The following is a 23256-nucleotide window of genomic DNA, read 5'->3' on the forward strand; positions in this document are numbered from 1 at the left end:
AGTCGGGCCGTCTCGAAGGTGCGACCGCAGGGAGCATGGGGGCCGCGGGTGGGAACCCCCGCCGCCGCGCCGGAGGCGCGGCAGCTAGCTCAGCACAACTCAGCTACAGCAGCGGGGCGTTGCAGGCGGCCACCAGCGCGCGCCGGCAGGCTGTCGTCAAGGGGCGCAGGGCGGCGTCGCGTTGTTGGACCTCGTAGCCGTTGATGGCGCCGCCCGGGGCGGCGTGTTCGGCCAGGGCGAGCACGCGGTCGAGGATGGCGGCCCGGGCGTACAGGCGGCGGGCGCGCGGGTCGTAGCCGGGCGGCAGGTCGGTGGCGCCGTCGGGTTTGCGCAGGGCTTCGATGGCGCCGGCGAGCTCGGGGCGCCACTGGGCGATGTCGAGTTTCGCCAGGGTGCGGGTCGCGGTGGCGAGCTCGGCGGACAGCTCGGCCTCGGCCTCGGCGGTTGACGGGCCCGCTGCCGGTGGGACGGTGGTGGGCAGGACGAACACCTGCCAGCGGACGGTCTCGAACTCGTCGCCGGAGCCCGAGGTGTGCAGGCGGACCTCCGGCACGAAGCCGAGTCCTGCCGCGATCACGCCTTCGCCGGCGAGCAGGGCGGCGCCGCTGAACGGGCCGGGGCCTGGCAGGCCGCGGGGGTCGCCGGGGGCGGGGAGCACCAGGCGGACCTCGTCCGGGTGGAGCTTGGACAGCGCGGCGATCGCGTCCGCTAGGGACACGTCGGTCCACGTGCCGGGGACGTCGGAGACCATGTGCTCCTCGTCGCCGGAGATCTCGGCGGCGGCGTCGTCGCACGGCACGAGGCCGGCGCGCCACGCCCGGACCCATGCCACGAAACGCGCCGAGCGGCGCGCCTGCAGGGTCGCCGCGCGTGCTGCGGGGGACATGGGAGCAAGGGTACGTGCTGACGTGCCGGTATGTCTCGCAGGCGACGGAGGCGTCAGCCGATACGCTTGCCGTCCATGGACGTGCTGGCGAACAACGACTGGCGGCGGCGGCGTGCGGTCCCGACGGTGGACGCTGAGCTGGACCTGGTCGTGGAGGATGCCGACTCGGGATTCTGCGGGGCCGTGGTCGGCTTCGAGTTCGGCGCGGTCGTGCTGGAGGACCGGCACGGACGGCGGCGCAACTTCCCGCTCGAGCCGGCCGCGTTCCTGCTCGACGGCGAGCCGGTGACGCTGGTGAGGCAGCCCGCGGCGGCGGTCAAGCCGCGGCGGGAGGTCACGGCGTCAGGGTCGATCGCGGTGACCGGTCTCACGGCGCGGGTCGCACGGCGCAGCCGGATCTGGGTCGAGGGGATCCACGACGCCGCGCTCGTCGAGCGTATCTGGGGCGACGATCTGCGGGTCGAGGGCGTCGTGGTCGAGCCGCTCGACGGCATCGACGAGCTGAGCGCGGCCGTCGCCGAGTTTCACCCGGGTCCCGTCGCGCGCCTCGGCGTGCTCGTCGATCACCTGGTACCAAACTCCAAAGAAAGCCGAATTGTCGGAAATATCCGGTCGCCGTACGTCCTCGTCACCGGACATCCCTACGTCGACGTGTGGCAGGCCGTGAAACCCGCCGCGCTCGGCATCCGCGAGTGGCCCACCGTGCCGCCCGGCCGGCCCTGGAAGGAGGGCGTCTGCGCCGCCCTGGGCGTCGCGGAGCCGGCCGACATGTGGCGGCGCATCCTCGCCTCGGTGTCCAGCTACAAGGACGTCGAGACCCCGCTGATCAACGCCATGGAGCGCCTGATCGACTTCGTCACCGAACCCGACGAGGACATCTGAACGGCCCGGTCAGACCGCCGGCCACGGGTCGCGGCTGAGCACGAACGTCGCGATGTCCAGCGCCACCACCGCCCCGTCCTCGTCCCGCACCACCCGCAGTAGCTCGCCGTCGTTGTCGCCGGACCGGCCGCGCCACAGGTCCGGGGTCGGCCCATCCGGCACGAACCGCCACGGCGTGCGCGCCGGCGTCAGCGGCGTCACCACCAGCTCCCCGTCCGCCCAGCCGACCTCGTGCTCCCGCCCCATCCACCACCACCGGCCGGTGAGCGGCGCGATCTGCTCCGGCGGCGGGGTGCGCGGCCGCCACGGCGCCACCCGTACCGGCTCACGATCGAGCACGGCGTCCAGCACGTCGAGGCCGAAGCGGCTGATCCCGCCACCCGCCGAAGGGCCGTAGTGCATGGTGTACGCGTTGCCGAACGCCACCACCCCGGTGCCCGACGGCCGGTGCACGGCCAGGATCGCCAGGTAACCGGGCATCGAGCCGCTGTGCCCGACGAAGACCCGCTCGCCGCGCCGCCACAGTTGCAGGCCCAGGCCGTGCCCGGCGCTCCAGCCGTCCAGGTCGCTGATCACCACCGGCGCGCACATCTCGGCGACGGTCGCCGGCGCGAGCACCGCCGGATCCGGCTCGGCCAGGAACGCCGCCCATCGCGCCATGTCCTGCACCGTCGACCACAGCTGCCCGGCGGGCGCCATCGAGGCCGCGTCGTGCCGCGGTTCCTCTCGCAGTTCGTCCAGCCACGGGTGTACGACGAAGCCCCGCGCGAACGGCTCGACCGGCCCGTACGTGGTCCGCGACAGCTGCAGCGGGCCGAGGAGCCGCTTGGTGAGCATCGCCGGCCAGTCCTCGCCGCCGATCCGGGCCACCATGGCGCCCAGCAGCCCGTAGGCGAGGTTCGAGTAGTGGTACCCGTGCAGCGGCGGGTAGGCGACCTTGTCGGCGGTCAGCGTCGACAGGAACGTGTCGACGTCCACCCCCGCGGCCCGCTCCCACCAGTCGCCGTCCGGCTCCCGCTGCATCCCGCCGGCGTGGCCGAGCAGCTGCCGCAGGGTGACCGCGCCGACCGGGGTACCGGGAAGATGGCGGTAGAGCAGGTCGTCCAGGGCCAGCTTGCCCTCGTCGCGCAGGGCCAGCACGAGCGCCGCGGTCATGGTCTTCGTGATCGACCCGATGCGGAACTGCAGCCCGCCGGCCGGCCCTTCCAGCCCGGCGGCCGAGACGTGCTCCAGGACGCCGTCGCGGACCACGCCGGCGACGAGGACCGGCACCCGGCCGCCGGCGTGGGCGCGGGCGACGAGGTCGTCGACGCGCGAGACGGTCTCGGGCAGCAACGGCACGGCTGACCTCCAAAGGGGGTGACGGGTCCTGTCACCCACAACTGTGCGCCCGGGTGACGAGCACCGCGTACCGGCAAGGATTCGGCAAGACGAGTGACCGGAGACGAGCGTCGCGTGCATCGGCGTGACACGATCGAAGCGTGGACCTGTGGCTGCTCGTCTGGCTGATCATCGGCGCCGTGCTCGTCGTGGCGGAGATCTTCACGACCACGTTCATCCTGCTGATGTTCAGCCTCGGCGCGTTCGCCGCGGCCGGCGCGGCCGCCCTCGGCGCGGGAGTGCCCGTGCAGGCGGCGGTGTTCGCGGCCGTGTCGGCGCTGTCGTTCCTCGCTGTGCGGCCCACACTGAAGCGGTACATGCACCGCGACGTCCGGGACACGCGAATGGGCGTCGAGGCGCTGGAGGGTGCCACGGCGCTCGTCATCGAGGCGGTCGACCACGACAGCGGGCAGATCAAGGTCGAAGGTGAGCTGTGGCGGGCCCGGCCCTACGACGCGACGCAGACGTTCGCGGTCGGGGATCGGGTCCGGGTGATCGAGATCAAGGGTGCCACCGCAATGGTGTGGAAGGACTGAGCCAAGTGGATCCGAGTACGTTTCTGGCGATCGTCGTCATCGTCGCAGCGCTCCTCGCCGTCGTGACCGTCGTCAAGATGGTCAAGGTCGTGCCCCAGCAGGTCGAGTACGTCGTGGAGCGGCTCGGCAAGTACAGCCGCACCCTGACACCCGGCCTCAACATCCTGGTGCCGTTCATCGACTCGGTGCGCAACAAGGTCGACAAGCGCGAGGTGGTTGTCAGCTTCCCGCCGCAGCCCGTCATCACCTCCGACAACCTCGTCGTGTCGATCGACACCGTCCTGTACTTCAAGGTCGTCGACTCGGTGCGCGCCACGTACGAGATCTACAGCTACCTGCAGGGCATAGAACAGCTCACGGTCACCACGCTGCGCAACGTCATCGGCTCGCTGGACCTGGAGAAGGCGCTGACCAGCCGCGACGAGATCAACCGCCACCTGTCCGGCGTGCTGGACGAGACCACCGGCCGCTGGGGCATCAAGGTGACCCGGGTCGAGCTGAAGGCGATCGAGCCGCCGCCGAGCATCCGCGACTCGATGGAGAAGCAGATGCGCGCCGAGCGCGACCGCCGCGCCGCGATCCTGCACGCCGAGGGCCTCAAGCAGTCGCAGATCCTCACCGCCGAGGGCGAGAAGCAGGCCGCGGTCCTGCGCGCCGAGGGTGAGCGGCAGTCGCGCATCCTCACCGCCGAGGGCCAGGCCAAGGCGATCCGCACCGTCGTCGACTCGATCCACGCGGCGAACCCCGACTCGAAGGTCATGGCGTACCAGTACCTGCAGTCGCTGCCGCAGATCGCCGCCGGCCAGTCCAACAAGCTGTGGATCGTGCCGGTCGAGCTGACCAGGGCCCTGGAGGGCATCGGCGGCGCCCTCGGCGGCATGGCGCAGCTGTCCGACGCGGCCCGCACCGACCTGGTCGAACGCAACGCCGGCCAGGAGGAGTCCGCCGACGTCATCGAGGCCCGCCGCTCCGCCGAGAACGCGGCCGCCGCCGCCAACGCGGAGGCCGCCGCAGCCGCCGCCCAGGTGTCGGGCAAGCCGCAGGCCACCGCCGGTGAGATCACTGCCGAGGACCTCGCCGCGCTGGACGACCAGCCGACCCGCGAGCTGGAGCGCTAGCGGGCTGCGCGGTCAGGGCTGCGCGGTCAGGGCTGCGCGGTCAGGGCTGCGCGGTCAGGGCTGCGCGGTCAGGGCTGCGCGGTCAGCGGCAGAGTTCCCAGAACGCGACGGCCGCCGCCGCGGCGACGTTGAGCGAGTCGACGCCGTTGCGCATGGGGATCACAACCCGCACGTCACTCGCGTCGAGGGCCTTGGCCGACAGGCCGGGGCCCTCCGCGCCGAGCAGCAACGCCGTGCGCTCCCGCTGCGCCGCGGTCAGCTCCTGGATCGGCACCGCGTCCGGCGCCGGCGTCATCGCCAGCAACGTCAGCCCTGCCTCCCGGACCGCCGCCAGCCCGTCCGGCCAGGGTTCGAGCCGCGCGTACGGGATCGCGAACACCTCACCCATGCTGACCCGCACGCTGCGCCGGTACAGCGGATCCGCACACGACGGCGACAGCAGCACGGCATCCATGCCCAGCGCAGCGGCGCCCCGGAAGATCGCCCCGACGTTGACAGAGGGTTGTAATCCGCTTCGTTCCGCGCTGGCTATTCGTTCTGGCCCCGGGCCAGTTCCCAAAATGCGACTGCTGCGGCGTTGGCGACGTTGAGCGAGTCGACTCCGCGGTGCATCGGGATGACGACTCGGGCGTCGGCGGCTTCGAGCGCCTTGACCGTCAGACCGGCTCCTTCAGCGCCGAGGAGGAGCGCCGGCCGGGCACGTTGCGCCGCTGTGAGGTGCTGGATCGGCACCGCGTCCGGCGCCGGGGTGAGCGCCAGGACGGTGAACCCCGCCTGCTGTACCGAGGTGAGCGCGTCCGGCCACGGTTCCAGCCGGGCGTAGGGGATGGCGAACACCTCGCCCATGCTGACCCGGACGCTGCGCCGGTACAGCGGGTCCGCGCATGACGGCGACAAGAACACAGCGTCCATGCCGAGCGCCGCCGCGCTCCTGAACAGGGCGCCGATATTTGTATGGTTGTTGATGTCTTCGAGGATCGCGATTCGCTTGGCAGGTGCGAGCACTTGGCCGGCGGTCCGTTCCGAATTGCGGTGGAATGAGGCGAGGACGCCTCGGTGCACGTGGAAGCCGGTGATTGCTTCAAGTGTCGTCTGGTCGCCGGCGTAGACGGGCACCCCGTCGAGGGGGAGGTCGTCGAGCTGGCTGACGCGTTTGGCGTCGATCAGGACGGACCGGAGCCGGTAACCGGCCCGTAGCGCCCGGCGGATGACGAGCTCGCCCTCGGCGATGAACAGCCCGTTCGGCGGCTCCCACCGGGTGCGCAACTCGACGTCGGTGAGGGCTCGGTAGTCGGCGATCCGCTCGTCGTCCTGGTCGGTGATGGTTGTCGCGCTCAGCACCCGGTCGATTCTGCCTTGTGCCCTGAAGGCGCGAGCAGGAGTCTCCCTCGGCGCGTGCTGGCGCATGTTCGCTACCGCGCGGCCGGAACCTGGGTGGATCGTCCGGCGGCGCAGGACTCAGCAAGCGCGCGCTCGCCGCCGCCACCAAGAAACTCGCCGACAAGTACGGCGTCAAGATCCCGGGCGTGGACACCGGCCCCTCACACCGGGACAACCACGACGGCAACGGCGGCAGCAACGGCTCGCCTCCCAACAACGACTTCGGCGTTCCGGGGTCCGACAAGAACGCCGACAAACCCAAACACGAGACGACCGATCCAGAGTCGACGAAAGACCCCGAGAAGCCGGCGCCGCAGTGCCACCTGCACAGCTTCGATCCGGACACCAAGGTGCTCATGGCCGACGGCAGCGTCAAGGCCATCAAGGACATCCGGATCGGCGACGAGGTCCTGGCCACCGACCCCGAAACCGGCGAGACGCGCTCTCAGGTCGTGGAGGCCACGCATCACAACCTCGACGAACAATTCGCCACGCTCGAAGTCGTAGACAGCGAAGGTGCCAAGGCGACGCTGCAGACGACTGCGAATCACCCCTTCTGGAACGAGTCCGTCGAGCAGTGGCAGGACGCGGAGGATCTGGTTCCCGGCGCTCTGCTGGTCGGGCCGGACGGCGCGACGGTCCGCATCGACCGTTCCGTGGTGTGGACCGGCGCGAAGTACATGCGGGACCTTACCGTTGCGTGGTTGCACACGTACTACGTGCTCGCGGGTGACAAGCCGGTCCTTGTCCACAACAACAACGGTTGCGATTCCGATGATGATCCCGGCCGTCCCAGGCGGGCAGAAGAAGGCGAATCCCTCGAGGATTATCGCCAGCAGAACCTCGGGGTGAATGCACCTCGATTCGTCACCGAATACACCGCGCCTAGCGGCGAGCGCTACTTTGGCCGCACCACGCCGGGCGGAGTGAGGGTTGATCCGGACTCGCTTCTGGACGATATGCTGGGTCAGCACCACGGTGGGTGCTCTGAAGTGTGCGCGCTCAACGAGGCGCAGAATCATGGCGCCGACATCATCGGTGGATCGTTCGTAACGATGCAGACCAACTCGGGCAGAGTTGTGGATCCTTGTCCCACGTGTCAGGCGCTCATCGGGAGACGGCTATTCGGAACATGGAAATGATACGGTAGCCCGGACTATCGGGGATTGGAGGCGCGTCCTGATGGACCTGCCGGTCGGTGAACTGTCGCGGCGTGCCCGGTCGTTCGTACGGGCGCATGGGCGTCGAGATCCTGGTAACCGGGCGCAGCAGTCGTCGGTGCGGTGGTCAGCGCAGGGAATCGACCAAGCGCTCATCAGGCGTGCCATCGACTACGAGCTCCGCTGGGGAGATCTGTATCTGCCGCCATCGGTCCTGTACGACGGGGGCCCGAAATATCTCGGTGCCGACGTGCTCCTCGGGCGCTGGTCGGACGCGGGATACCTGGAGGCCGGCCCGGCAAGATTCTCTGTCTCCTACGACTTTCTGCTCGGGCCGGATGGCACCTTCGGTGTGGGGGAAGTCGAATTCGTTCCGCTGTATCCGTCGGTGGAGGGCTGGATCGAGTCATTGGCGCTCGAGGCCGAAGCGCTGCGTTCGGCAACCGCCGTCCGAAGGCTCAATGGGTCGGAGGCGTTGTCGCTCGACCTTGCGGCGATGTCGCCTGTTCCCGGTGTTCCTGGACTCTCCGACCGCTGGCTGATGGACGACGAGCGAATCGTGTTCGTCAGTCACGGGCTCGGTCTCGTCCACGGGAATCAGGACGACGTGGTCGCAATCATCTATTCGGGTATTCCTGATCACGAGGCGAGTTTCGGGCCGTGATAGTCCCAGGCCCCGGCAAAGTCGTTAGGTGATGCCGAGTAGGGCCAGCGGGCGGTTGGGGTTGCGTGCGTGGTGGCGGTTGGCGGCGGCGATGTTGGTGGCGCCGGTGAGGCGTAGGGCGCTGGTGGCGGCGTTGCGGAGGGTGGCTATGACTTGGGGTCCGGTGCCGGTGCGGATCTGGGAGCGGTCTTCGTCGTAGGTGACGTCGCGGACCCAGTGGACTCTGTTCTCGATGGTCCAGTGGCCGCGGATCCAGTCGGCGAGGTGCCATGGTTTGGCTTGGTGGGCTTGGAGATCGGTGATCGCGTAGACGGTTTCGGTGGTGAAGCGTTTCGGTTCGTCGAGCCGTCGACGGCGGCGTCGGATTTGCAGGGCCTGGGCGGCGTTGGGGAAGTCGATGCCGGTGGAGACCGACAGGATCTTCAGGGTGCGGATCTCCCGGCGGCCGTGGCCGCGGTCGGTGGTGCGGTCGGCGACGGGGACGAGCCGCCAGGGCAGGCCGGCGAGTTGCTGGTGCAGGGTGGGTTGGTTGCCTTTCGCGGTGAGGATCCAGTGGGCGCCGCGCTGGGCGAGGTAGGTGACGTGGTCGCGTTGGCAGTGCAGCGCGTCGGCGGTGACCACCACGCCGGTCAGGTTGTGGAGTTGGTCCAGCAGTGCGGTGAAGCGGGTGATCTCGTTGGTGTTGGTGTCGACGTCGGTGCTGGCGAGCACGGCCCCGGTGTGCTGGTCCGCGGCGGCCAGGACGTGCCGGGCGGTGGTGTGGCGGGTGCGTGAGCCCCGGATGGTCTTGCCGTCCACGGCGATCGCCGGTCTGGTGCCGGGCGCTGGTGCGGGAATTCTTGTGGTGAGCCAGGTTCCGATCGCGGCGGCGAGCAGGTCGGGGTCGACGGCCTGCAGGAGTCTGCGGATCATCGCCTCGGACGGCCGCCGGTCTGTGTCGATCCCCAGTAGCAGTGCTGTCGCGGCGGGGAGATCTGCGACCCATTCACCGATCGCGGTGTAGGAGCGGTGGCCGGCCACCACTGCGCAGACCGCTGCGGTCAGCACCACGGCCAGGCGATGGCGGATGCCGCGGCGGGCACGCGGATCGGGTACAGCGCCCAGGGCTGTGGGCAGGCTGGCGGCCAACTCCGGCGGGCGGAGTTCGGAAAGTCCGGCCGGTGCGGGCGACAACGAGGCGATCAGCGATGATGGCGATGCGGGCATGGCTCACTTCGGCGACGATCAACATGGCGTAGGAACCTTGATGATCTTCGGAACGGGTCATGCCCGTCTTGCTGCCTCCAGACGAGGCGTGTCTACACCAATCACCTCAAGCCGGACACCCAACACGACTTTGCCGGGGCCCTGGGACGAGAACACCGGTGGCGGGGGCAAGTCGTGCAGTAAGCACAGCTTCGACCCGGACACCAAGGTCCTCATGGCCGACGGCACCACCAAGGCCATCAAGGACATCGAGGTTGCCAGCAGTTCTGCAGACGACACAGCACCACCCGTTCTGGGACAAGACCAGCGGTGCATGGGTTCAGGCAGGGCAGCTAGAGGTCGGTCACCAGCTCCTCACGAGCGACGGTTCGGTTCGCGTGGTCGTCCTGGTGGTCAACGCCACCGACACCAAGGTGATGCGCGACCTGACCGTCGCCACGTTCCACACCTACTACGTGCAAGCCGTCCAAGCGCCGGTTCTGGTCCATAACTGTGGGGACGGTGTGCCTTGCACCTGCTATCCGGCGACCGGATACGGCCCGAACGTGCCCCCGATCCGCCACCCAGGGGTCTGGAGCACCACGGACATCTGGCGTGCCGCGCGGTGGGGGGCGCCCCCGAGCATCGGCACCAACCTTGAGTTGCACCATGCCGACCAGATGCTCGGATCTGCCATCCGCGAGTTGGAGCGAACGGTGCATCGAGGTCCTGGTAACCACGCAAGGAATTACCCGAACGCCAATGGTGTACTTCCTCCCTTCAGGGTCACGGGCGACGATCGTGACATAGATACGCCGTTGCATTGGTGGTATCGGGCAATGGAGGAAGGGTGGACCCCGGAACGTAATCACTGATGGTACGATCAGGGCCAGGGGCAGTGATGGAATTCACGGAGTTTCAGGTCGTTGTCGAAGATTTCCTCGCTCGATTCGCGAGCGAGGGCAATCCTCCGGAGTTTCGTGCCCTCGACGAGGTGCGCGCCGACGACAGGGATCTGGCATTTGTCGAGGCGCAGCTCGGAGTCACGTTTCCGCAGAAATATCGACAGGTCATGAAGACCTATGGTGGCGGGCTGTTCGGCTATGTTCGGCTGCTGCCCGTGCGAGCCCCTCAAGCCGGGGATGACGACGTGCTTGAGGAGAATTCAGGCCCATACGCCGTTCCGGGTTTTGTTTCGGTGGCACCCGTAGGTACCGGTGACATGTACGGCTTTGTGGTTAGGGACGGGATATGTGAGGAGGCGGTGAGCATGTGGATCCACGACGAGAATCGGATCTGCTTCGACACTCCTGACTTCCTGGCGTTCTTGACGCTGCGAGCGATTCAAGGGGGCACTGGCGGCTATGTAGCCCCCTGACCTGGAGGCGCACAGATCCGCCCGACGGCGGGTGGCCCAGCTTCGGCTGGGTCACCCGCCGCTTTCGTGTGTGTCGCCGATCCCAAAATGCCGGTCTCCGGGTCGCAGTGGTGGCGTGCCGAGAACCCCGGGTCGGCGACGAGGTCCTGGCCACCGACCCCGACACCGGCGAGACCAGCACCCAGGCCGTCGAGGACCTGCACCGCAACCTCGACGCCGAGTTCGCCACCCTCGAGGTCGTGGACGGCAAGGGCGCCAAGGCCACGCTGCAGACGACCGCCAACCACCCGTTCTGGAACGAGACCCGCGAACAGTGGCAGCACGCCAGCGAGCTGATCACCGGCGACCGACTGGTCGCGCCCGACGGCTCAACGGTCACCGTCGAGCGGTCCACGGTATGGACCGGCGCGAAGTACATGCATGACCTCACCGTTTCCCGCATCCACACGTACTACGTCCTCGCCGGCACGGCACCGGTCCTCGTGCACAACTGCGACCTGACGTGTATCACCAACGAGCAGGTGGTCGGGCGCAACCGAGCGGCGATGAACACGCACGGGCAGCACGGTTTCAGCGGCGTGTACGACCCTGTCACCGGCGACTTCGAGGCTCGGCTGAGCGGTGGACCGAACGCGATCGTGCCTCGCACCCGTGGACACGCGGACATCGACTGGGATGTCTTCGGTCGGCCGGGCAACACGGTTGGATTCACGGTGGTCAGGAACGGTGATACCCTCGAAGTAACCTGGAGATCTCGCAGCGTGAACGGTGACAATTTCGGTGATCCGATGGCGCCGATGCGATATCGGCAGCCGATCATGGATGCGCTTGCCCGGGCCACCGGATTCAGAGTCACTGGATGAGGCTTGGACATCGCCGAGAATTCCATCAATGGTCTTCCCCTGCCGCCACCTCTGGTGACCGCCATCCAGGGCGGCAGGTGGCGACCACCTGGCGACCCGGAGCTCATCCGGGAGGTGTTCGGCGAGAGTGAGCCGGAGCGTCCCCAGTTCTATGACCTGGCGTCGATGGAGCCACAGAACCGCAGGCTTCCTGAGCGGTCTGTGCGTGAGGTCTACGGCGAGGTCGTCAACGGCAGGAGCGTGGGTCTCGACCCGCGGCGGGCGGTGTTCATCGGTGACCTCGGAACCGACATGCCGATAGCCCTCGACTATCGGCACAGCATCAGTGACCCTCGGGTGCTCTACCTGTCTGGGGACGGCTGGGTGCAGGTCGCGGAGAACGTGCAGGAGCTGCTGCGCAAGCTCGACGACCCGGCCTGACCGGAGACACCGAGCCGAGACGAAGGATCCGCGACCACCGGTGGTCGCGGATCCTTCCATGTCCGCCGGAGGAATGTCCGGCTTGGGGGTGACCTGCTCCGTTGAAGATCACGAATGGCGCGGTGAAGCTGGAGGCGAGCTACGGCGGGTTCGAGTCGGGGTACGGCGCCGACTGGGGCAGCCGGCTGCGGCTGCTGGCCATCCCCGAGTGCTACCAGACCCGTCCCGAGGACGCGGCGTGCCGGCCGGTGCCGGTGCAGTCGGACAACAAACGTGAAGAGCAAGACGGTGTCCGGGCAGGTGACGCTGCCGGCGCAGGTTTCGCCCTGTCCTGACCACCGGCGTGTTCTGCTCGCATCGGGGTGGCCTGAGACGCTGCAAGCCAAGGCTGGCTCTCTCGTCGTCAGCAGCCGCGTCCCGGCTTCCGCGTGGGAGCTTCCGCTGGCCGTCTCGCCCTTGCTAAATCCGAGCCACTTCAGCAGAGTGGAGGCAGTTTGGCTACGTCCACGTTCCGCCCGCGTACGCGGCGGGTGATGCGATGGAGGAGCACATCCGTGGCTGCCGATGACGGCTCCCGCCCGTGGCGGAGCGTGCCGGACGCGCAGATGAACGACTGGGGCGACGTGTTCGACGCCTCCCAGGAAGGGGAGACGCTGTCGTCCCCCTGCCCGGTGTGCGGTGCGACGACCCTGCACCGCTGGTTCGACCTGCACCGGGCGGACCCGCGGACCGTCGCCGGCCTGCCCTGGCAGGGGCGCGGCAGCCAGTGGCAATGGTGCAGCACGTGCCGGTCCTACCTGCACACCAGCGGGCTGGTGCCGCTCTGGTGGACGACGACGATCGAGGTCGACCCCGAGGTGCTGACCCATTCGCCAGGGCCGATCGAGGAGGTGATCGCCCGGACCCGGTGATGTCCAGGCGGTCCGGCACGGCAGTCAGGTCCTGATCCGACTGCCGTGCCGGGGAGCGGTCATCCGAGGGGTTGGCGCCGAGCACCGATTTTCCGGGCAAACGCCCCTGACGGCCCAGTGCTCGGCACCCCGGACGTGTGCAGCCTGTTCGATGCGGCGACTCTGACCGCCGCGGTGCCCGGCGGGACGGCGACGGTGTCGGAGCTCGACCGGCGCAACGACCTAGCCAACTACGGCACGTGCGAGTTCTCCACCCGCCCGGCCGCTACGGTTGAGGGCGCCGGTGGCGACTTTGCCGAACTGCGGTTCGAGGCGTTCGACGCCGACGCCGCCGAGGCCCACGAGGACGCGGTCCACCTGCTGCGCAACATGTGCGCGTTGCCGCCGTTGACGGGTGCGGTCCAGGGCCTTGACGACAGCACCGAGCAGTAGTGCGAATGGAACGAGCCGAACCCGACCGGCAACCCCGACGGCCACTACAGCTATGCGGTGCGCCGCGACCTCATGGTTGTGTCCGCCCGCTACCAGTACAGCAGCCCGCTCACCGTGCCGTGGCACTGCGTGACACCCTTTGGCATTTGTAAGCGTTACAGGCGCGAACCTGGCGACTGTGGTCGAGCTGGTGCTGACGGTCACTTGCTCGTGCCTGGCTGGGCCGACATTGGCCGTGACCTGCGTGCTGGCACTTGCGCGTTAATCAGGCTGGTCGGTCGTCGCCGAGGATGCTGCGGACCGGCTGCGAGGGGACGGCTCTGCCGCCCTTCGCGACCAGCGTCCTCGCGCTCGTCGTCGCCGAACCGAGCCGGCCTTCAACGCAGGTTTCGCCCTATCCTGACCACCGGCGTGTTCTGCTCGCATCGGGGTGGGCTGAGACGCTGCAAGCCAAGGCTGACCCTCTTGTCGTCAGCAGCCGCGTCCCGGCTTCCGCGTGGGAGCTTCCGCTGGCCGTCTCGCCCTTGCTAAATCCGAGCCACTTCAGCAGAGTGGGGGCCGTTTGGCTACGTCCACGTTCGTGTGGTTGTTGACGTCCTCCAGGATCGCGACCCGCCGCGCCGTGCGCAGGACGTCCCGTGCGGCCAGGCCGGGCTTGCGGTGGAAGCTGGCGAGCACCCCGCGGTGCACGTGGAACCCGGTGATCGCCTCGAGCGTCGCCTGGTCCCCGGCGTAGACGGGGACGTCCCGCAGGTCCAGGTCGTCCAGCTGCGCCACCCGCTTGGCGTCGATCAGGACCGACCGCGGGCGGTAGCCGGCCCGCAGCGCCCGGCGGATGACGAACTCGCCCTCGGCGATGAACAGCCCGTTGGGCGGCTCCCACCGGGTGCGCAGCTCCACGTCGGTCAGCGCCCGGTAGTCGGCGATGCGCCCGTCGGCAGGGTCGGCGATGGTCTCGGCGGTCAGCGCCCGGTCGATTCTGCCCCCTGTGCCCTGCGAGCACAGGACAGGCGTCCGCGCCGGGCGTGGGGCGGGGCCGGGCCGCCGGTCGCTGCGACCACCCCGACCACCGCGATCCTCATGGGGAAGCGGCCCGGACTCACGCCTGGCGGGCGCGGTTGGGCTGCGGCACGTCCAGCGCGCGGGTGGCGGCCAGGTGGACCAGGAAGTCGGCCGCGTTGCGGGCGGCCACGGGCTGCCACTCGGAGCTCTTGTTCATACCCCAGTCGCAGATCGCTTTGATGACGATCCACCGGGTGCCGGCCGGCGTGGCGTTGGCGTAGAGGCCCGCGGCCTCCATCTCCCCGCCGATCGCGTCCGGGTGCGTGTCGTTCAGCCACCGCACCAGCGTCGGGGAGTCGACGAGCTTGCTGTCCGAGATCATCGGGCCGAACCGTACGGGCGCGCCCCGCCAGTCGAAGGTCCCCAGCCGGCAGGCGGCGAGCAGGTCGGGCGTCGGCTCCGGATTGGGGGAACGCTGCGTCTCGACCGTGCGCCCTTGCTCATCGTCGTGCACCCGGATGTGCGCGACGAGGCGGAGTTGCGTCGGCACCAGGATGTCGCCGATGCTCTGCTTGTCCTGTCGCAGGCCGTAGCAGACACCGACCATGATGACGTAGTCGGGTCGCAGCGCGCGGATCAGCCGTCCCGGGACCGGGCCGGCCGAGGCCGCACCCACGACGCCCTGCTCGGTCTGCGCGAGCAGCACCTGGACCTGGCTCACCTCGCCCAGGTTCAGGACCGGATAGCCGTCGTAGTACTCGCGCAGCGGACGCCGGCGGTTCGCGGCGTGAACCGCGTCGAGCACGGCGTTGCGCTCGACATCGTTGACGACCATGACGAGCAACCTGTTCATGGCACCCCATTCCTTGACGTCATCGGAGAACTTTCGCCGGGCGCGCAGCGCGGACCGGGTGCGCTGCACGACCGCAGCCACGAACACGAGGACGGCCGTCAGCGCCATGATGCTGGTGAGCCAGCCGAGCACCCAGGCCTGGCCGGTCGCCGGGGAGATGTTCGACGGGTCGCCGAGGAGCAGCCGCTCGCCCAGCCAACGCACGGCCGATCCGTACGTTGCCGGCCTGCCTGCGCAGTCGCCGGGTGTGCACGCCTCCCGCTCAAGGTCGGCGACGAAGTTCGCGTTGATCAGCAGCACGATCGCCGAGCCGATGACGTACCAGAAGAAGAACGCGCCGCTGTCGATGACCTGTCGGGGCGCCTCGCGACCGGCGTCGGCGGTCGGCAGCAGGATGACGGCGTCGGGGCCGGAATGCCGTGGAGGAAGGCGGCGCGGCCAGTCGGCCAGGAGCGTTCGGGTCGCGGCGGTCGTTCCCGCCCGGTACGGGCACCGAAGGGTTTCGGCGACCGGCACGTCGGTGGCGACGGCGCCGAGCCCGGGCAGGGTGTTGCGGACCTCGGCGGTGACCAGCCGGACCAGGCAGGCACACGCCAGCTGGATCAGGTCCGCGCCCCCCGACTCGGGAAGATGGTGCACGAGCGGCATCGACCAGGTGTCGGCCGCCGGGTCGGCCCGGGACCGGCCCGGCCGCAGCAGCCACCCGGCGATCCAGATCAGCATGACGAGTACTGCGCTCACCATGAGGACGGTCACGTACAGCATCGCGGCGAGTGCGAGCAGCAGGACGGCCAGGCGCGGCGCCGGCAGCGGAATCAGCGCGACCGCGGCGACCAGGGCCGCGGTCGGAGGAACCCCGAACCACAGCAGGTCCCAATGCCGGTCGACGAGGCGCAGCAGCCGTCCCCCGGCAGGCCGGGGCCAATCGGGAGGGGGCTCGAGCACTGCGAAGGAGTTCGCGGACCGCCACGCCAGGCGGCCCTCGCGCCCGGCGACGTAGAGGACGACGGACAGCGGCGCGCGCGACCGGAAGATGCCGGCCACGCCCGCCGAGCGAAGGATGCGGTCCGCCTGCGCGCCGAACTCGGCGGAGCGGGCCGACGCGGCGGCCCGGCGGCACTGTGAAAAGCTCACGGTCATCAGCTGTCACATCCCGAGTCACCGGTCGGTTCCCCGAACTTGACCACGCGCGGCATGATCCGCTCCGTGAAGTCCGGGCTGCTGGACGCCCGTTCCGATTGCGCCACCACCACCCGGTCGTGGTCGAGCAGCTGCATCCGTCCGCGTCCGGTGGCGTCCCCGGAGTGCAGGTTGAAGAGCGAGACGACGAGGTCCGCCCCGTCGGGCGTACCGAAGCCGGTGGACGAGTCAGCCACGCCAGCCCCTCTCGGTCTTGGCCGCGGCGCCTACGACCGACCACACGGCGACGAGCACCATGCCCAGGACGGACAGCGGGATCACCACGGCCCCGTGCGCCCACAGGGGGTCGTGGTGCAGGCCGGGGGGTCGCACGCTGTTGAGGTCCGCGTAAGCGGCGATGAGGCCGAGCCCAAGGCGCGACGGCAGCAGCCAGGTGAGCCAGACCGACACCGGGAACAACGCCCCGTTCAGCGCGACCTGCAACACGGCCAGCAGAGTGTTCAGGGTGACGGCCTGCTCAAGGGTGCGGGCGAAGGATGAGACCAGCAGCCCCAGACCCATCGACGACATCATGATCAGGGCCATCGCTGCGAACAGGGCCAGCCCGGGCGCGATGCCGAAGGCGGCCGGCGGCCCGTCGCGGCCCCCAAGATACGTGGCCGTGACGAGCGCGGCGAGCAGCAGGCTGACCGCGCCGTAGACCAGTGCCTTCGCGCTCACGAGCCGGCCCGCCGTGATCCCGATCCGCCAGTCCCGTTGCAGTACCGCCCGATCGTGCACGAGCTGCAGGTAGGTCAGGGCAGCCCCGGTCAGCGCCGCCACGGTCGTCAGGATCGACAGCACCTGCGCCATGTCGGGCCCCGGCCGCAGCCCATCGCCGGACGCGAAGATCGCCAGCAGGGCGCCGCAGAACGGCAACGCCACGAGCCCGCCCAGGGACTTCCATCCGCGGCGCGCGACCAGCAGCGCCTCGCGGAGCAGTGCCTGGGGCAGTCCCCGCACGTTGAGCGCGGGCCGGGCGGTCGCGGAGACTACCCGGCGGGGTGCCGGCCGCCGCCCGGCCCGAGGTCCGCGGTCCGGCGCCACGTCCAGGTCGACCATCCAATCGGCCCACGACGCATGCCCCTCGTCCTGCGGCGCTACCGGCGGGCCGGCGTACCACAGGACGCCCCCTCGCCCCATCACGACCAGCTTGTCGACGTACTCCAGATGCGTCACCGAGTGCGTGACCACCACGACGGTGCAGTGCAGCGAGCGGCTGATGTTGTGCAGGCGCATCATGATGTCGCGGTCCTTGCCCAGGTCGAGCCCGCTCGTGGGCTCGTCGAGCAGCAGTAGTTGCGGGTCCCCGACGAGTTCGAGCCCGATGGAGACCCGCCGGCGCTGCCCGCCCGAGAGCGTGGCGATCTGATCGTCGCGCTGCCCGGTGAGGCTGAGCCAGCCCAGCACCGTGTCGACCCGCTTGCCGATCTCCTCCGGCCGGGTGTCGGGCGCCGCCCGGAAACCGGCCGCGAAGGTCAGTGTCTCGGCGACGGTGAGCGATGGGTAGAGGTCGTCCGCCTGCGGCACGTACCGCACCTGGTGACGCCCGGCCGCCTCGCCGCCGCCGATGCGCACCGTGCCGCGGTCGGGCCGGTGCTCACCGAGGAGAACCTTCACGAGTGACGACTTTCCCGCGCCCGAGGGGCCGACCACGGCGACCACCTCGCCGGCGCCGATGTGCAGGCTGACGTCGTCGAGGAGGGTGTTGCCCCCTCGGATCACCGTGACGCCGTCCAGGTCGATGGGCAGGCCCCGTCCGGCACTGATCCGCAGCCCGGGTGCCGCGACGGCGGTCGTTGCGGCAGACGCCGTGCGCCCGTCGCCGACCGCGCCGCCGCTGAGCAGCTCGGGGCCCGCCGTGAGCGCCGTCTGCCCGACGACGAAGACGGTGCCGACGTCGGCAACCGCCGTCATGGCGCGCTTGCCGTCGACGAACAGCCGGCCCGAGCCCTCCCGGATCCACCACCGGCCCGAGGTGTCCACCTCAAGATACGCGTGCTCCGCCCGTACGGACGGATCGGCGATCTCGATGTCGGCGCCGGTGCCGACCCGCCCGATGGTCAGCGTGCGCGGGCGGGCGGACCGGCGCGGCGCGGTCGGCCCCGTCTTCGTCCTCGGCCCGGAGCTTCCAGGCCCGGCCGATTCCGCGGGGCGTCGAGGCGGCGCCGGCCGGGCCGGGCGGTCGCCGATCGTCAGCTCGTCGTCGTCGGAGAGCGGCTCCACGAGTCGGGTGATGGGCCGCCCGTTGAGTCGCAGCCCGGCCGGCCGGGGGCCGGTCTTCGTGTGCAGGAACCAGGAGGTGATCTCGAAGACGAGGTAACCGAAGCCGCCGGCATCCGCGGCGTCACCGACGTGCAATCGGCCGTTCGCCGCGCCGATCGGGTGCGGCTTCGTGTCGGACAGCCGCAACTCGGTGCCGTCGACCAGCACACGCAACTCGCTCACGGGCGCACCCCCAGCAGGTCCAGGACAGCGAGCAGAACGGTCAGCGCGGCGATACCGGCGACGACCCGCAGCATGGGGCGCACCTTCGCCCCGGCGCGAGCCGTCGGCCGCGCCGGGGCATCGGCGAGCGGCGCGAGCCAGGGATCGAACCCGCCGGCCGGGCCGGTCACGTCGGCGGCGACCCTGAAGCGGGTCGGCAGCCATTCGTGCGAGCGCCGGCGGCGTGCCAGGCCGTACCTGGGCAATGGGCGGGCGGCCGGCTTGCGGTAGAGGATGTCGCCTGCCAGCGCCGGCTCCACGGGTGGCGTCGGCGCCGGCGCATCTGCCGGTTGCTGCGGCTCGATCGGTGGCTGCTCGGCCCCGGCCCCGGCGTCTGCGAACCCGGCGCCCGTCCACGCCGAAACCAGCTCGTGCCACTGCGTGACCGGTGCGTCGCTGCCGCGCGGGTCGGCGGTCCAGGTGAGCAGCTTGCCGTACTGGTCGCCGCCGTCCAGGCCGCGCAGGGCACCCGGTGGGATCTCGACGATGCCGGGCCCGGCGTCGAGCAGAAGCCCGATCGCGACCCAGGACAGGCGGGCCAGGTCGGTCGCGACGGTCGGATTGTCGGCGTCCGGCACGACGTCGCGCATGTACGGCGGAGCCTGCGGCGGGCAGACCGCGCCCCACGGCCCGATCATCGCATCGCAGTCGACCAGGTAGACAGCGCTCCCGTCGGCAGCGCTGAGGATGTTCTCCATCTGGAGGTCGTTGACGATGACCTCACGCCGATGCAGCCACAGCACGGCCTCGGCGGCTCTCCCTATCGCCATGCGCTTGACGGCGGGGGTCGCGCCGGCGCGGACGATGCCGAGCTCGCTGCGCCGGGTCAGCCCGCCGATGGTGCGCGGCGCGGGGCGGTTCCACGACAGCCGCCCGATGAATCGGGCCGGTGCGGCGGGCATGAGCACACCGTGCAGCCGGCCGTGCTCATCCGTGACCCGGTGTCGCGGCCAGGCGGTCGCCTGGTCGAGGCGGGCTCGGTCGTCGGCAGGGAGGGACTCCCGCCAGCCCACCAGGAGACCGAGCGCGGTTGCGTTCACTCGCTTCAGGTGCTCCGGCGAGTACTCCTTGAACAGCAGCGGACGGCCCCGCAGCCGGCAGCTGTGCAGCGACGAGTTGCCGCCGCTGTACGTGTCGCGCGCGGTGATGGTCAGCTCCCGCACGTTGACGTCGCCCGCCATGGGGGTCACCGGATCCATACGGCCACCGCCGTACGGTCATCAGTCCAGTACTCGTCCACGAAGTCGATGTGGGTGACGAACTCCAGCGGCGCCGGCACGCTCGTCCAGCGCTCCCGCAGCTCGCGGGCCAGAGGGGACCGGCGCGCGCCGATGGCCCCGGCGAACCCGTCGGTCGCCAGCAACACGACCGAACCGGTGGCGGCGGACAACCGGTACACCTTCGGCTCCGGATGCCGAGGCAGCTGGCGCGTGCTGTTCTCCTCGCCGCCGCCGTCCCGCTCGTGGTGGATGGGCCGCCAGCCCTCCTGGTCCAGAATCCAGGCCTCGGAGTCCCCGACCCCGCAGACGACCACGTGAGCGCCACCGGCGACGGGATGGATCTCCGCCAGCAACAGCGTCGTCGCACCGGTCGGGCTGCCCGGCCCGTTCGCGCGCAGACCGGCGTCGACGTCCCGCGCGACCCGCTCGAACAGCGGTCCGGCGTGTGCCACGAGGTCCAGCTGCTCCGGCCGGCGGGGCGCACCGTCCAGCGCCGACCGCACCGCCGTGAACGCGGCCTGGGCCGAGTCGGGCAGCGAGCCGACGCCGTCCGCGACCGCCAGGTAGAGGCTGCCCGACCGCTGGTGCCACAGCGCGCCTGACGCGTCCTGGCCGACGCTGCCGTCGACCGCGTGGCTGAGCCCGCGCAGTACCGCGCCGCGCACGACGAGGTTGGCGGCGTCCGGCTGCCGCGCCGTGCAACCACCCCGGAACCAGGCGCTGTGACCGGTACAGCCCACCGACGCCCCGCCGCCCAGCGGTGGCTCGGAAACCTTCGGGTGCCGGTCACTGATGACGAGCGGGGCGGTGAGCCGACCCGGAACCGCGGCGGAGCGCCACCTGAACGGACCGCGCATCAGCCGCCGCACCGTGCGGGACAGGCGGCGCGGCGGTCGCGGCGACGGCGGCCGGTTGACCGCGGGGTGCGCGGGCGGCGCCGGCACCGCCGCCACGCGGCTGTTCAGCAGACCGCGGTGCGCGGCGACGACGAGCAGCAACACCAAGAGGAGCCCAACCACCAGGACGACGACGGTGAGCTGCCGTTCAGGCATGGCGGCCTCCGTTGATGCGGCGCATCCCGTCCGGCACGTCGAACAGCACCGCACCCGATCCGCCGGAGCTCAGCGAGCGGGTGATGCTGCGCCGGATCGCGTTGACCACGCTGCCGGAGAGGGCGGACGGGTCGGCGTCCGGCCGAGCGATGAACGCGTTGCGGGCGGCCCCGTCGCCTTCCGTCGCGAGCAGCCACAGTGTGTCCTCGTGGGCGCCGCGCAGGCCGATCGTCACGATCCGCGCGCCGATGGGGCCAGTTGTGAGGACCTCGCGATGCGGCATCCACTCGTCGGTGCGCTGGTCCCGGCCGTGGGCGTAGGGGCGTCCGTCGGTGACGAAGAAGACATACGGCCGCCCGGTCGTGATCACTGCCTCCGGCCGGTGGCGGTCCTTGCGTACCTGCGCCGCGTCCTGGCCGTGCTGCGCCACGAGGTGCCGCAGCACGGCTGCGTAGTCGGTGCTCCGGCCCTTGCCCGGAGGCTTAATGACGCCAGGACTGGTGAGCGTGGTCATCTTGCGCAGGTCCTCCGCGTGATCGTTGAACGCGACGACGCCGACCGAGACCAGCGAGTTCACCACCGGGTTCTCGGCGAGGGCGCGGAGCATCGGCACCAGCAGCTGGGTGAACTGGCCCAGCGCGGTGTTGCGCGGGTCGTCCGGGTCCACCTCGCCGGTGCGCAGATCGATCCGCATCGACAGGGAGGCGTCGAGGACGATGTAGATCATGTAGTACCGCAGCACCATGGCGCCGGCTTGAGGAGCGCTGTTCATCGGTCACCCCCGGGCGCGGGTTCGATGATCAACTCTTGGGTGTCCTCGGGGTCGTCGGGCGCGATCGCCGGGCCGAGCGCCGCGCGGAGCAGGAACCGCTCGCGGGCGGCGAGCATCTCCTGCCGGTCGGCGTCGACGTTGCCGAGCCGGACGCGCAGCTCCTGGCTGAGCGTGCGGCGCCAGGCCTGCCCCTGCAGCGCGCTGCGGTGGCGCCGGAAGGACTCGACGTTGCGCTGCTGCGCCAAGCGGGTCTCGGTGCGCTGCTTCTCAAGGTCCTCGCGCCGGTGGATCTGCTCGGCGACGAGCCGGTCGTAGGGCGTCTCGCCGGTGAACGCCTTGAGCAGTACCGGCAGCATGTCGACGACGATCAGGAAGATGCGCAGCCCCCACTGCGTCGCGTGCACGTAGCTGTCCTCGCCCACCAGGTCGTGCAGTGCGGCGAAGCGCTCCAGCAGCCCGACCCCTTTGTGCCGGGCGCGGATCTTGTCCAGCTCGCGATTGATCGCATCGTTGCGGTTGGCGTCGTAGGTTCGCTGGGCCGTCGCCAGGTCCTGGTTGAGCTTGTTGATCTTATCTGTGAGTTCGGTGAGGCGCTGGTTGGTCTCCGCCATGTGGTGGGCGGCGTAGAAATCGTCGGCCTCCTTCCGCAGCCGCTTGCAGTTCACGCCCTCGCCGTACTTGCCGGTCAGCCCGTCCCCGGGGGTGCCGTTGCATTCCAGGCGAGCCTTCTCCTGCAACGACGCGTGCGTCTTGGCGTCGGCGTCGAACTGGCTCCGCATGGTCTTCTCGTTCTCGATGGTTGCGGTGAGCTCCTGCTGGACCGGCTCGGGCGAGCCGTCAACGACCAGCCGGAAGCCCTCGCACGCCGGTCCGGTGACCTCCGGTTCGGCGGCGGCGGGCGTGCCCGGCGTCGGGTTGCAGTCGCGCAGCCTGCTCTCGCGGTCGGTGATCTCGGTGGCCCGGTCCCGGTCGACCCGCTCCTGGATCGCGGTGTGGAAGACGCCGAGCAGCAGAGGCTCGGCGACGATCATGCCGAGGGCGACCGACAGCGCGAGACGGGGTAGCACCTTCCGCCAGGCGCCGTACCCGCCACGGATCGGCCCGCCGGCCATCATCCATCGGTCAAGGCTCAGGATGAACAGGCCCCAGACGAGCACGACGCCCACGGTGAAGAGGCGGAAGCCGTCGAAGACGCAGATGAGCGCGTACGTCATGGACACCATCGCCATGGCCGCGGTGCCGAAGACCACGCCGCCCATGGCGGTGTACCGCGGGCGCTCGCTGGGCACGCCCGCCAGCACGGACTCGTCCACGCCCGTGCACAGCCGCAGCAGCCGGCCGGGACCCCGAGGCAGCGGCGCCTCCTCGTCGTCCGCGGCGAGATCCTCCTGTCCAGTCATCTCGTGTGTCGCCACGCCGGGGGCGGTGGGCGGCGGGTCGTTGATCGGCGCTGTGTCGTCGGTCATCGGGTTCGTTGCCTTCCGGAGCCGGGGAGC

The 23256-nt window shown here is 70.2% G+C and carries 23 protein-coding genes and 2 pseudogenes; 12 read left to right on the forward strand and 13 right to left on the reverse strand.

All coding sequences use genetic code 11. The features are described from left to right. Positions 1–103: 103 nt before the first annotated feature. The gene (locus tag AB0H83_RS13170) at positions 104–886 is read right to left on the reverse strand and encodes a hypothetical protein (RefSeq protein WP_360091707.1); all 783 of its coding nucleotides are present in this window, start codon (positions 884–886) and stop codon (positions 104–106) included. Between the two features lie 75 nt (positions 887–961). Between AB0H83_RS13170 and AB0H83_RS13175 the strand changes: the two genes are divergently transcribed. Beyond that, the gene (locus tag AB0H83_RS13175) at positions 962–1768 is read left to right on the forward strand and encodes a DUF3097 domain-containing protein (RefSeq protein WP_360091710.1); all 807 of its coding nucleotides are present in this window, start codon (positions 962–964) and stop codon (positions 1766–1768) included. A 9-nt stretch (positions 1769–1777) separates the two neighbouring features. Here AB0H83_RS13175 and AB0H83_RS13180 read toward each other — a convergent pair whose 3' ends face one another. Then, positions 1778–3109: a serine hydrolase domain-containing protein gene (locus tag AB0H83_RS13180; protein ID WP_360091713.1), complete on the reverse strand. Its 1332-nt coding sequence runs from the start codon at positions 3107–3109 to the stop codon at positions 1778–1780. 146 nt (positions 3110–3255) lie between these two features. Between AB0H83_RS13180 and AB0H83_RS13185 the strand changes: the two genes are divergently transcribed. Both AB0H83_RS13185 and AB0H83_RS13190 read left to right on the forward strand, forming a co-directional pair. Then, positions 3256–3684 (forward strand): NfeD family protein, encoded by a 429-nt coding sequence (locus AB0H83_RS13185; RefSeq protein WP_360092200.1) that lies wholly within the window; start codon positions 3256–3258, stop codon positions 3682–3684. Between the two features lie 77 nt (positions 3685–3761). Continuing rightward, positions 3762–4802, forward strand: coding sequence for an SPFH domain-containing protein (locus AB0H83_RS13190; protein WP_360092203.1), 1041 nt, complete (start codon positions 3762–3764; stop codon positions 4800–4802). Positions 4803–4884: 82 nt separating this feature from the next. On the opposite strand, the pseudogene AB0H83_RS13195 reads toward AB0H83_RS13190, so the two are convergent. Together AB0H83_RS13195 and AB0H83_RS13200 are read right to left on the reverse strand one after the other, a co-directional pair. Further along, positions 4885–5295: pseudogene (locus AB0H83_RS13195) on the reverse strand (RNA methyltransferase); the annotation flags it as partial. Between the two features lie 35 nt (positions 5296–5330). Then, positions 5331–6140: an RNA methyltransferase gene (locus AB0H83_RS13200; RefSeq protein WP_360092206.1), complete on the reverse strand. Its 810-nt coding sequence runs from the start codon at positions 6138–6140 to the stop codon at positions 5331–5333. 188 nt (positions 6141–6328) lie between these two features. Here AB0H83_RS13200 and AB0H83_RS13205 point away from each other — a divergent pair, with 188 nt between their 5' ends. Together AB0H83_RS13205 and AB0H83_RS13210 are read left to right on the forward strand one after the other, a co-directional pair. After that, entirely contained in the window at positions 6329–7324 is a 996-nt protein-coding gene (locus AB0H83_RS13205; RefSeq protein WP_360091716.1) for a polymorphic toxin-type HINT domain-containing protein, read from the forward strand. A 40-nt stretch (positions 7325–7364) separates the two neighbouring features. Further along, entirely contained in the window at positions 7365–8006 is a 642-nt protein-coding gene (locus AB0H83_RS13210; RefSeq protein ID WP_360091719.1) for a hypothetical protein, read from the forward strand. Positions 8007–8030: 24 nt separating this feature from the next. Here the strand turns inward: AB0H83_RS13210 and AB0H83_RS13215 are convergent, their stop codons facing one another. After that, positions 8031–9179 (reverse strand): ISAs1 family transposase, encoded by a 1149-nt coding sequence (locus AB0H83_RS13215; RefSeq protein WP_360092209.1) that lies wholly within the window; start codon positions 9177–9179, stop codon positions 8031–8033. 287 nt (positions 9180–9466) lie between these two features. On the opposite strand from AB0H83_RS13215, the gene AB0H83_RS13220 reads away from it, so the two are divergent. From AB0H83_RS13220 to AB0H83_RS13250, 7 genes are all read left to right on the forward strand, one after another. Next, positions 9467–10066: a polymorphic toxin-type HINT domain-containing protein gene (locus AB0H83_RS13220; RefSeq protein ID WP_360091722.1), complete on the forward strand. Its 600-nt coding sequence runs from the start codon at positions 9467–9469 to the stop codon at positions 10064–10066. Between the two features lie 26 nt (positions 10067–10092). Next, a complete protein-coding gene (locus AB0H83_RS13225; RefSeq protein ID WP_360091725.1) occupies positions 10093–10569 on the forward strand; it encodes an SMI1/KNR4 family protein in 477 nt (158 codons plus the stop codon). 110 nt (positions 10570–10679) lie between these two features. After that, positions 10680–11432, forward strand: a complete 753-nt coding sequence (locus AB0H83_RS13230; RefSeq protein ID WP_360091727.1) for a polymorphic toxin-type HINT domain-containing protein — start codon at positions 10680–10682, stop codon at positions 11430–11432. A 3-nt stretch (positions 11433–11435) separates the two neighbouring features. Next, positions 11436–11852, forward strand: a complete 417-nt coding sequence (locus tag AB0H83_RS13235; protein WP_360091730.1) for an SMI1/KNR4 family protein — start codon at positions 11436–11438, stop codon at positions 11850–11852. A gap of 101 nt (positions 11853–11953) precedes the next feature. Then, complete coding sequence (locus AB0H83_RS13240; RefSeq protein WP_360091733.1) at positions 11954–12187, forward strand: hypothetical protein; 234 nt, start codon at positions 11954–11956, stop codon at positions 12185–12187. A 219-nt stretch (positions 12188–12406) separates the two neighbouring features. Beyond that, positions 12407–12763, forward strand: a complete 357-nt coding sequence (locus tag AB0H83_RS13245; protein ID WP_360091736.1) for a hypothetical protein — start codon at positions 12407–12409, stop codon at positions 12761–12763. A 117-nt stretch (positions 12764–12880) separates the two neighbouring features. Then, entirely contained in the window at positions 12881–13195 is a 315-nt protein-coding gene (locus AB0H83_RS13250) for a hypothetical protein (RefSeq protein WP_360091739.1), read from the forward strand. Positions 13196–13768: 573 nt separating this feature from the next. Here the strand turns inward: AB0H83_RS13250 and AB0H83_RS13255 are convergent. The 8 genes and pseudogenes from AB0H83_RS13255 to AB0H83_RS13290 all read right to left on the reverse strand — a co-directional run. Continuing rightward, a pseudogene (locus AB0H83_RS13255) lies at positions 13769–14200 on the reverse strand (RNA methyltransferase); the annotation flags it as partial. 94 nt (positions 14201–14294) lie between these two features. After that, a complete protein-coding gene (locus AB0H83_RS13260; RefSeq protein WP_360091742.1) occupies positions 14295–16184 on the reverse strand; it encodes a hypothetical protein in 1890 nt (629 codons plus the stop codon). 5 nt (positions 16185–16189) lie between these two features. After that, positions 16190–16426: a hypothetical protein gene (locus AB0H83_RS13265; RefSeq protein ID WP_360091745.1), complete on the reverse strand. Its 237-nt coding sequence runs from the start codon at positions 16424–16426 to the stop codon at positions 16190–16192. Further along, entirely contained in the window at positions 16419–18677 is a 2259-nt protein-coding gene (locus AB0H83_RS13270) for an ATP-binding cassette domain-containing protein (protein WP_360091748.1), read from the reverse strand. The genes AB0H83_RS13265 and AB0H83_RS13270 overlap by 8 nt, the downstream gene beginning before the upstream one ends. Further along, the gene (locus AB0H83_RS13275) at positions 18674–19915 is read right to left on the reverse strand and encodes a hypothetical protein (protein ID WP_360091751.1); all 1242 of its coding nucleotides are present in this window, start codon (positions 19913–19915) and stop codon (positions 18674–18676) included. The genes AB0H83_RS13270 and AB0H83_RS13275 overlap by 4 nt, the downstream gene beginning before the upstream one ends. Then, positions 19903–20988 carry a protein phosphatase 2C domain-containing protein gene (locus AB0H83_RS13280; RefSeq protein ID WP_360091754.1) on the reverse strand — a complete coding sequence of 362 codons (1086 nt, stop codon included), beginning with the start codon at positions 20986–20988 and terminating at the stop codon, positions 19903–19905. The genes AB0H83_RS13275 and AB0H83_RS13280 overlap by 13 nt, the downstream gene beginning before the upstream one ends. Continuing rightward, entirely contained in the window at positions 20981–21760 is a 780-nt protein-coding gene (locus tag AB0H83_RS13285; RefSeq protein ID WP_360091757.1) for a vWA domain-containing protein, read from the reverse strand. The genes AB0H83_RS13280 and AB0H83_RS13285 overlap by 8 nt, the downstream gene beginning before the upstream one ends. Beyond that, the gene (locus AB0H83_RS13290) at positions 21757–23226 is read right to left on the reverse strand and encodes a DUF4407 domain-containing protein (protein ID WP_360091760.1); all 1470 of its coding nucleotides are present in this window, start codon (positions 23224–23226) and stop codon (positions 21757–21759) included. Before AB0H83_RS13290 ends, AB0H83_RS13285 begins: the two co-directional genes overlap by 4 nt. Between the last annotated feature and the right edge of the window lie 30 nt (positions 23227–23256).

The sequence above is a fragment of the Dactylosporangium sp. NPDC050688 genome (assembly GCF_040654515.1).
Lineage (GTDB): Bacteria > Actinomycetota > Actinomycetes > Mycobacteriales > Micromonosporaceae > Dactylosporangium.

Coding starts and splice junctions, on each gene's coding strand:
- AB0H83_RS13170 (WP_360091707.1), bottom strand. CDS start 886: ATGTCCCCCGCAGCACGCGCGGCGACCCTGCAGGCGCGCCGCTCGGCG.
- AB0H83_RS13175 (WP_360091710.1), top strand. CDS start 962: ATGGACGTGCTGGCGAACAACGACTGGCGGCGGCGGCGTGCGGTCCCG.
- AB0H83_RS13190 (WP_360092203.1), top strand. CDS start 3,762: ATGGTCAAGGTCGTGCCCCAGCAGGTCGAGTACGTCGTGGAGCGGCTC.
- AB0H83_RS13210 (WP_360091719.1), top strand. CDS start 7,365: ATGGACCTGCCGGTCGGTGAACTGTCGCGGCGTGCCCGGTCGTTCGTA.
- AB0H83_RS13225 (WP_360091725.1), top strand. CDS start 10,093: ATGGAATTCACGGAGTTTCAGGTCGTTGTCGAAGATTTCCTCGCTCGA.
- AB0H83_RS13275 (WP_360091751.1), bottom strand. CDS start 19,915: ATGGATCCGGTGACCCCCATGGCGGGCGACGTCAACGTGCGGGAGCTG.
- AB0H83_RS13280 (WP_360091754.1), bottom strand. CDS start 20,988: ATGCCTGAACGGCAGCTCACCGTCGTCGTCCTGGTGGTTGGGCTCCTC.
- AB0H83_RS13285 (WP_360091757.1), bottom strand. CDS start 21,760: ATGAACAGCGCTCCTCAAGCCGGCGCCATGGTGCTGCGGTACTACATG.
- AB0H83_RS13290 (WP_360091760.1), bottom strand. CDS start 23,226: ATGACCGACGACACAGCGCCGATCAACGACCCGCCGCCCACCGCCCCC.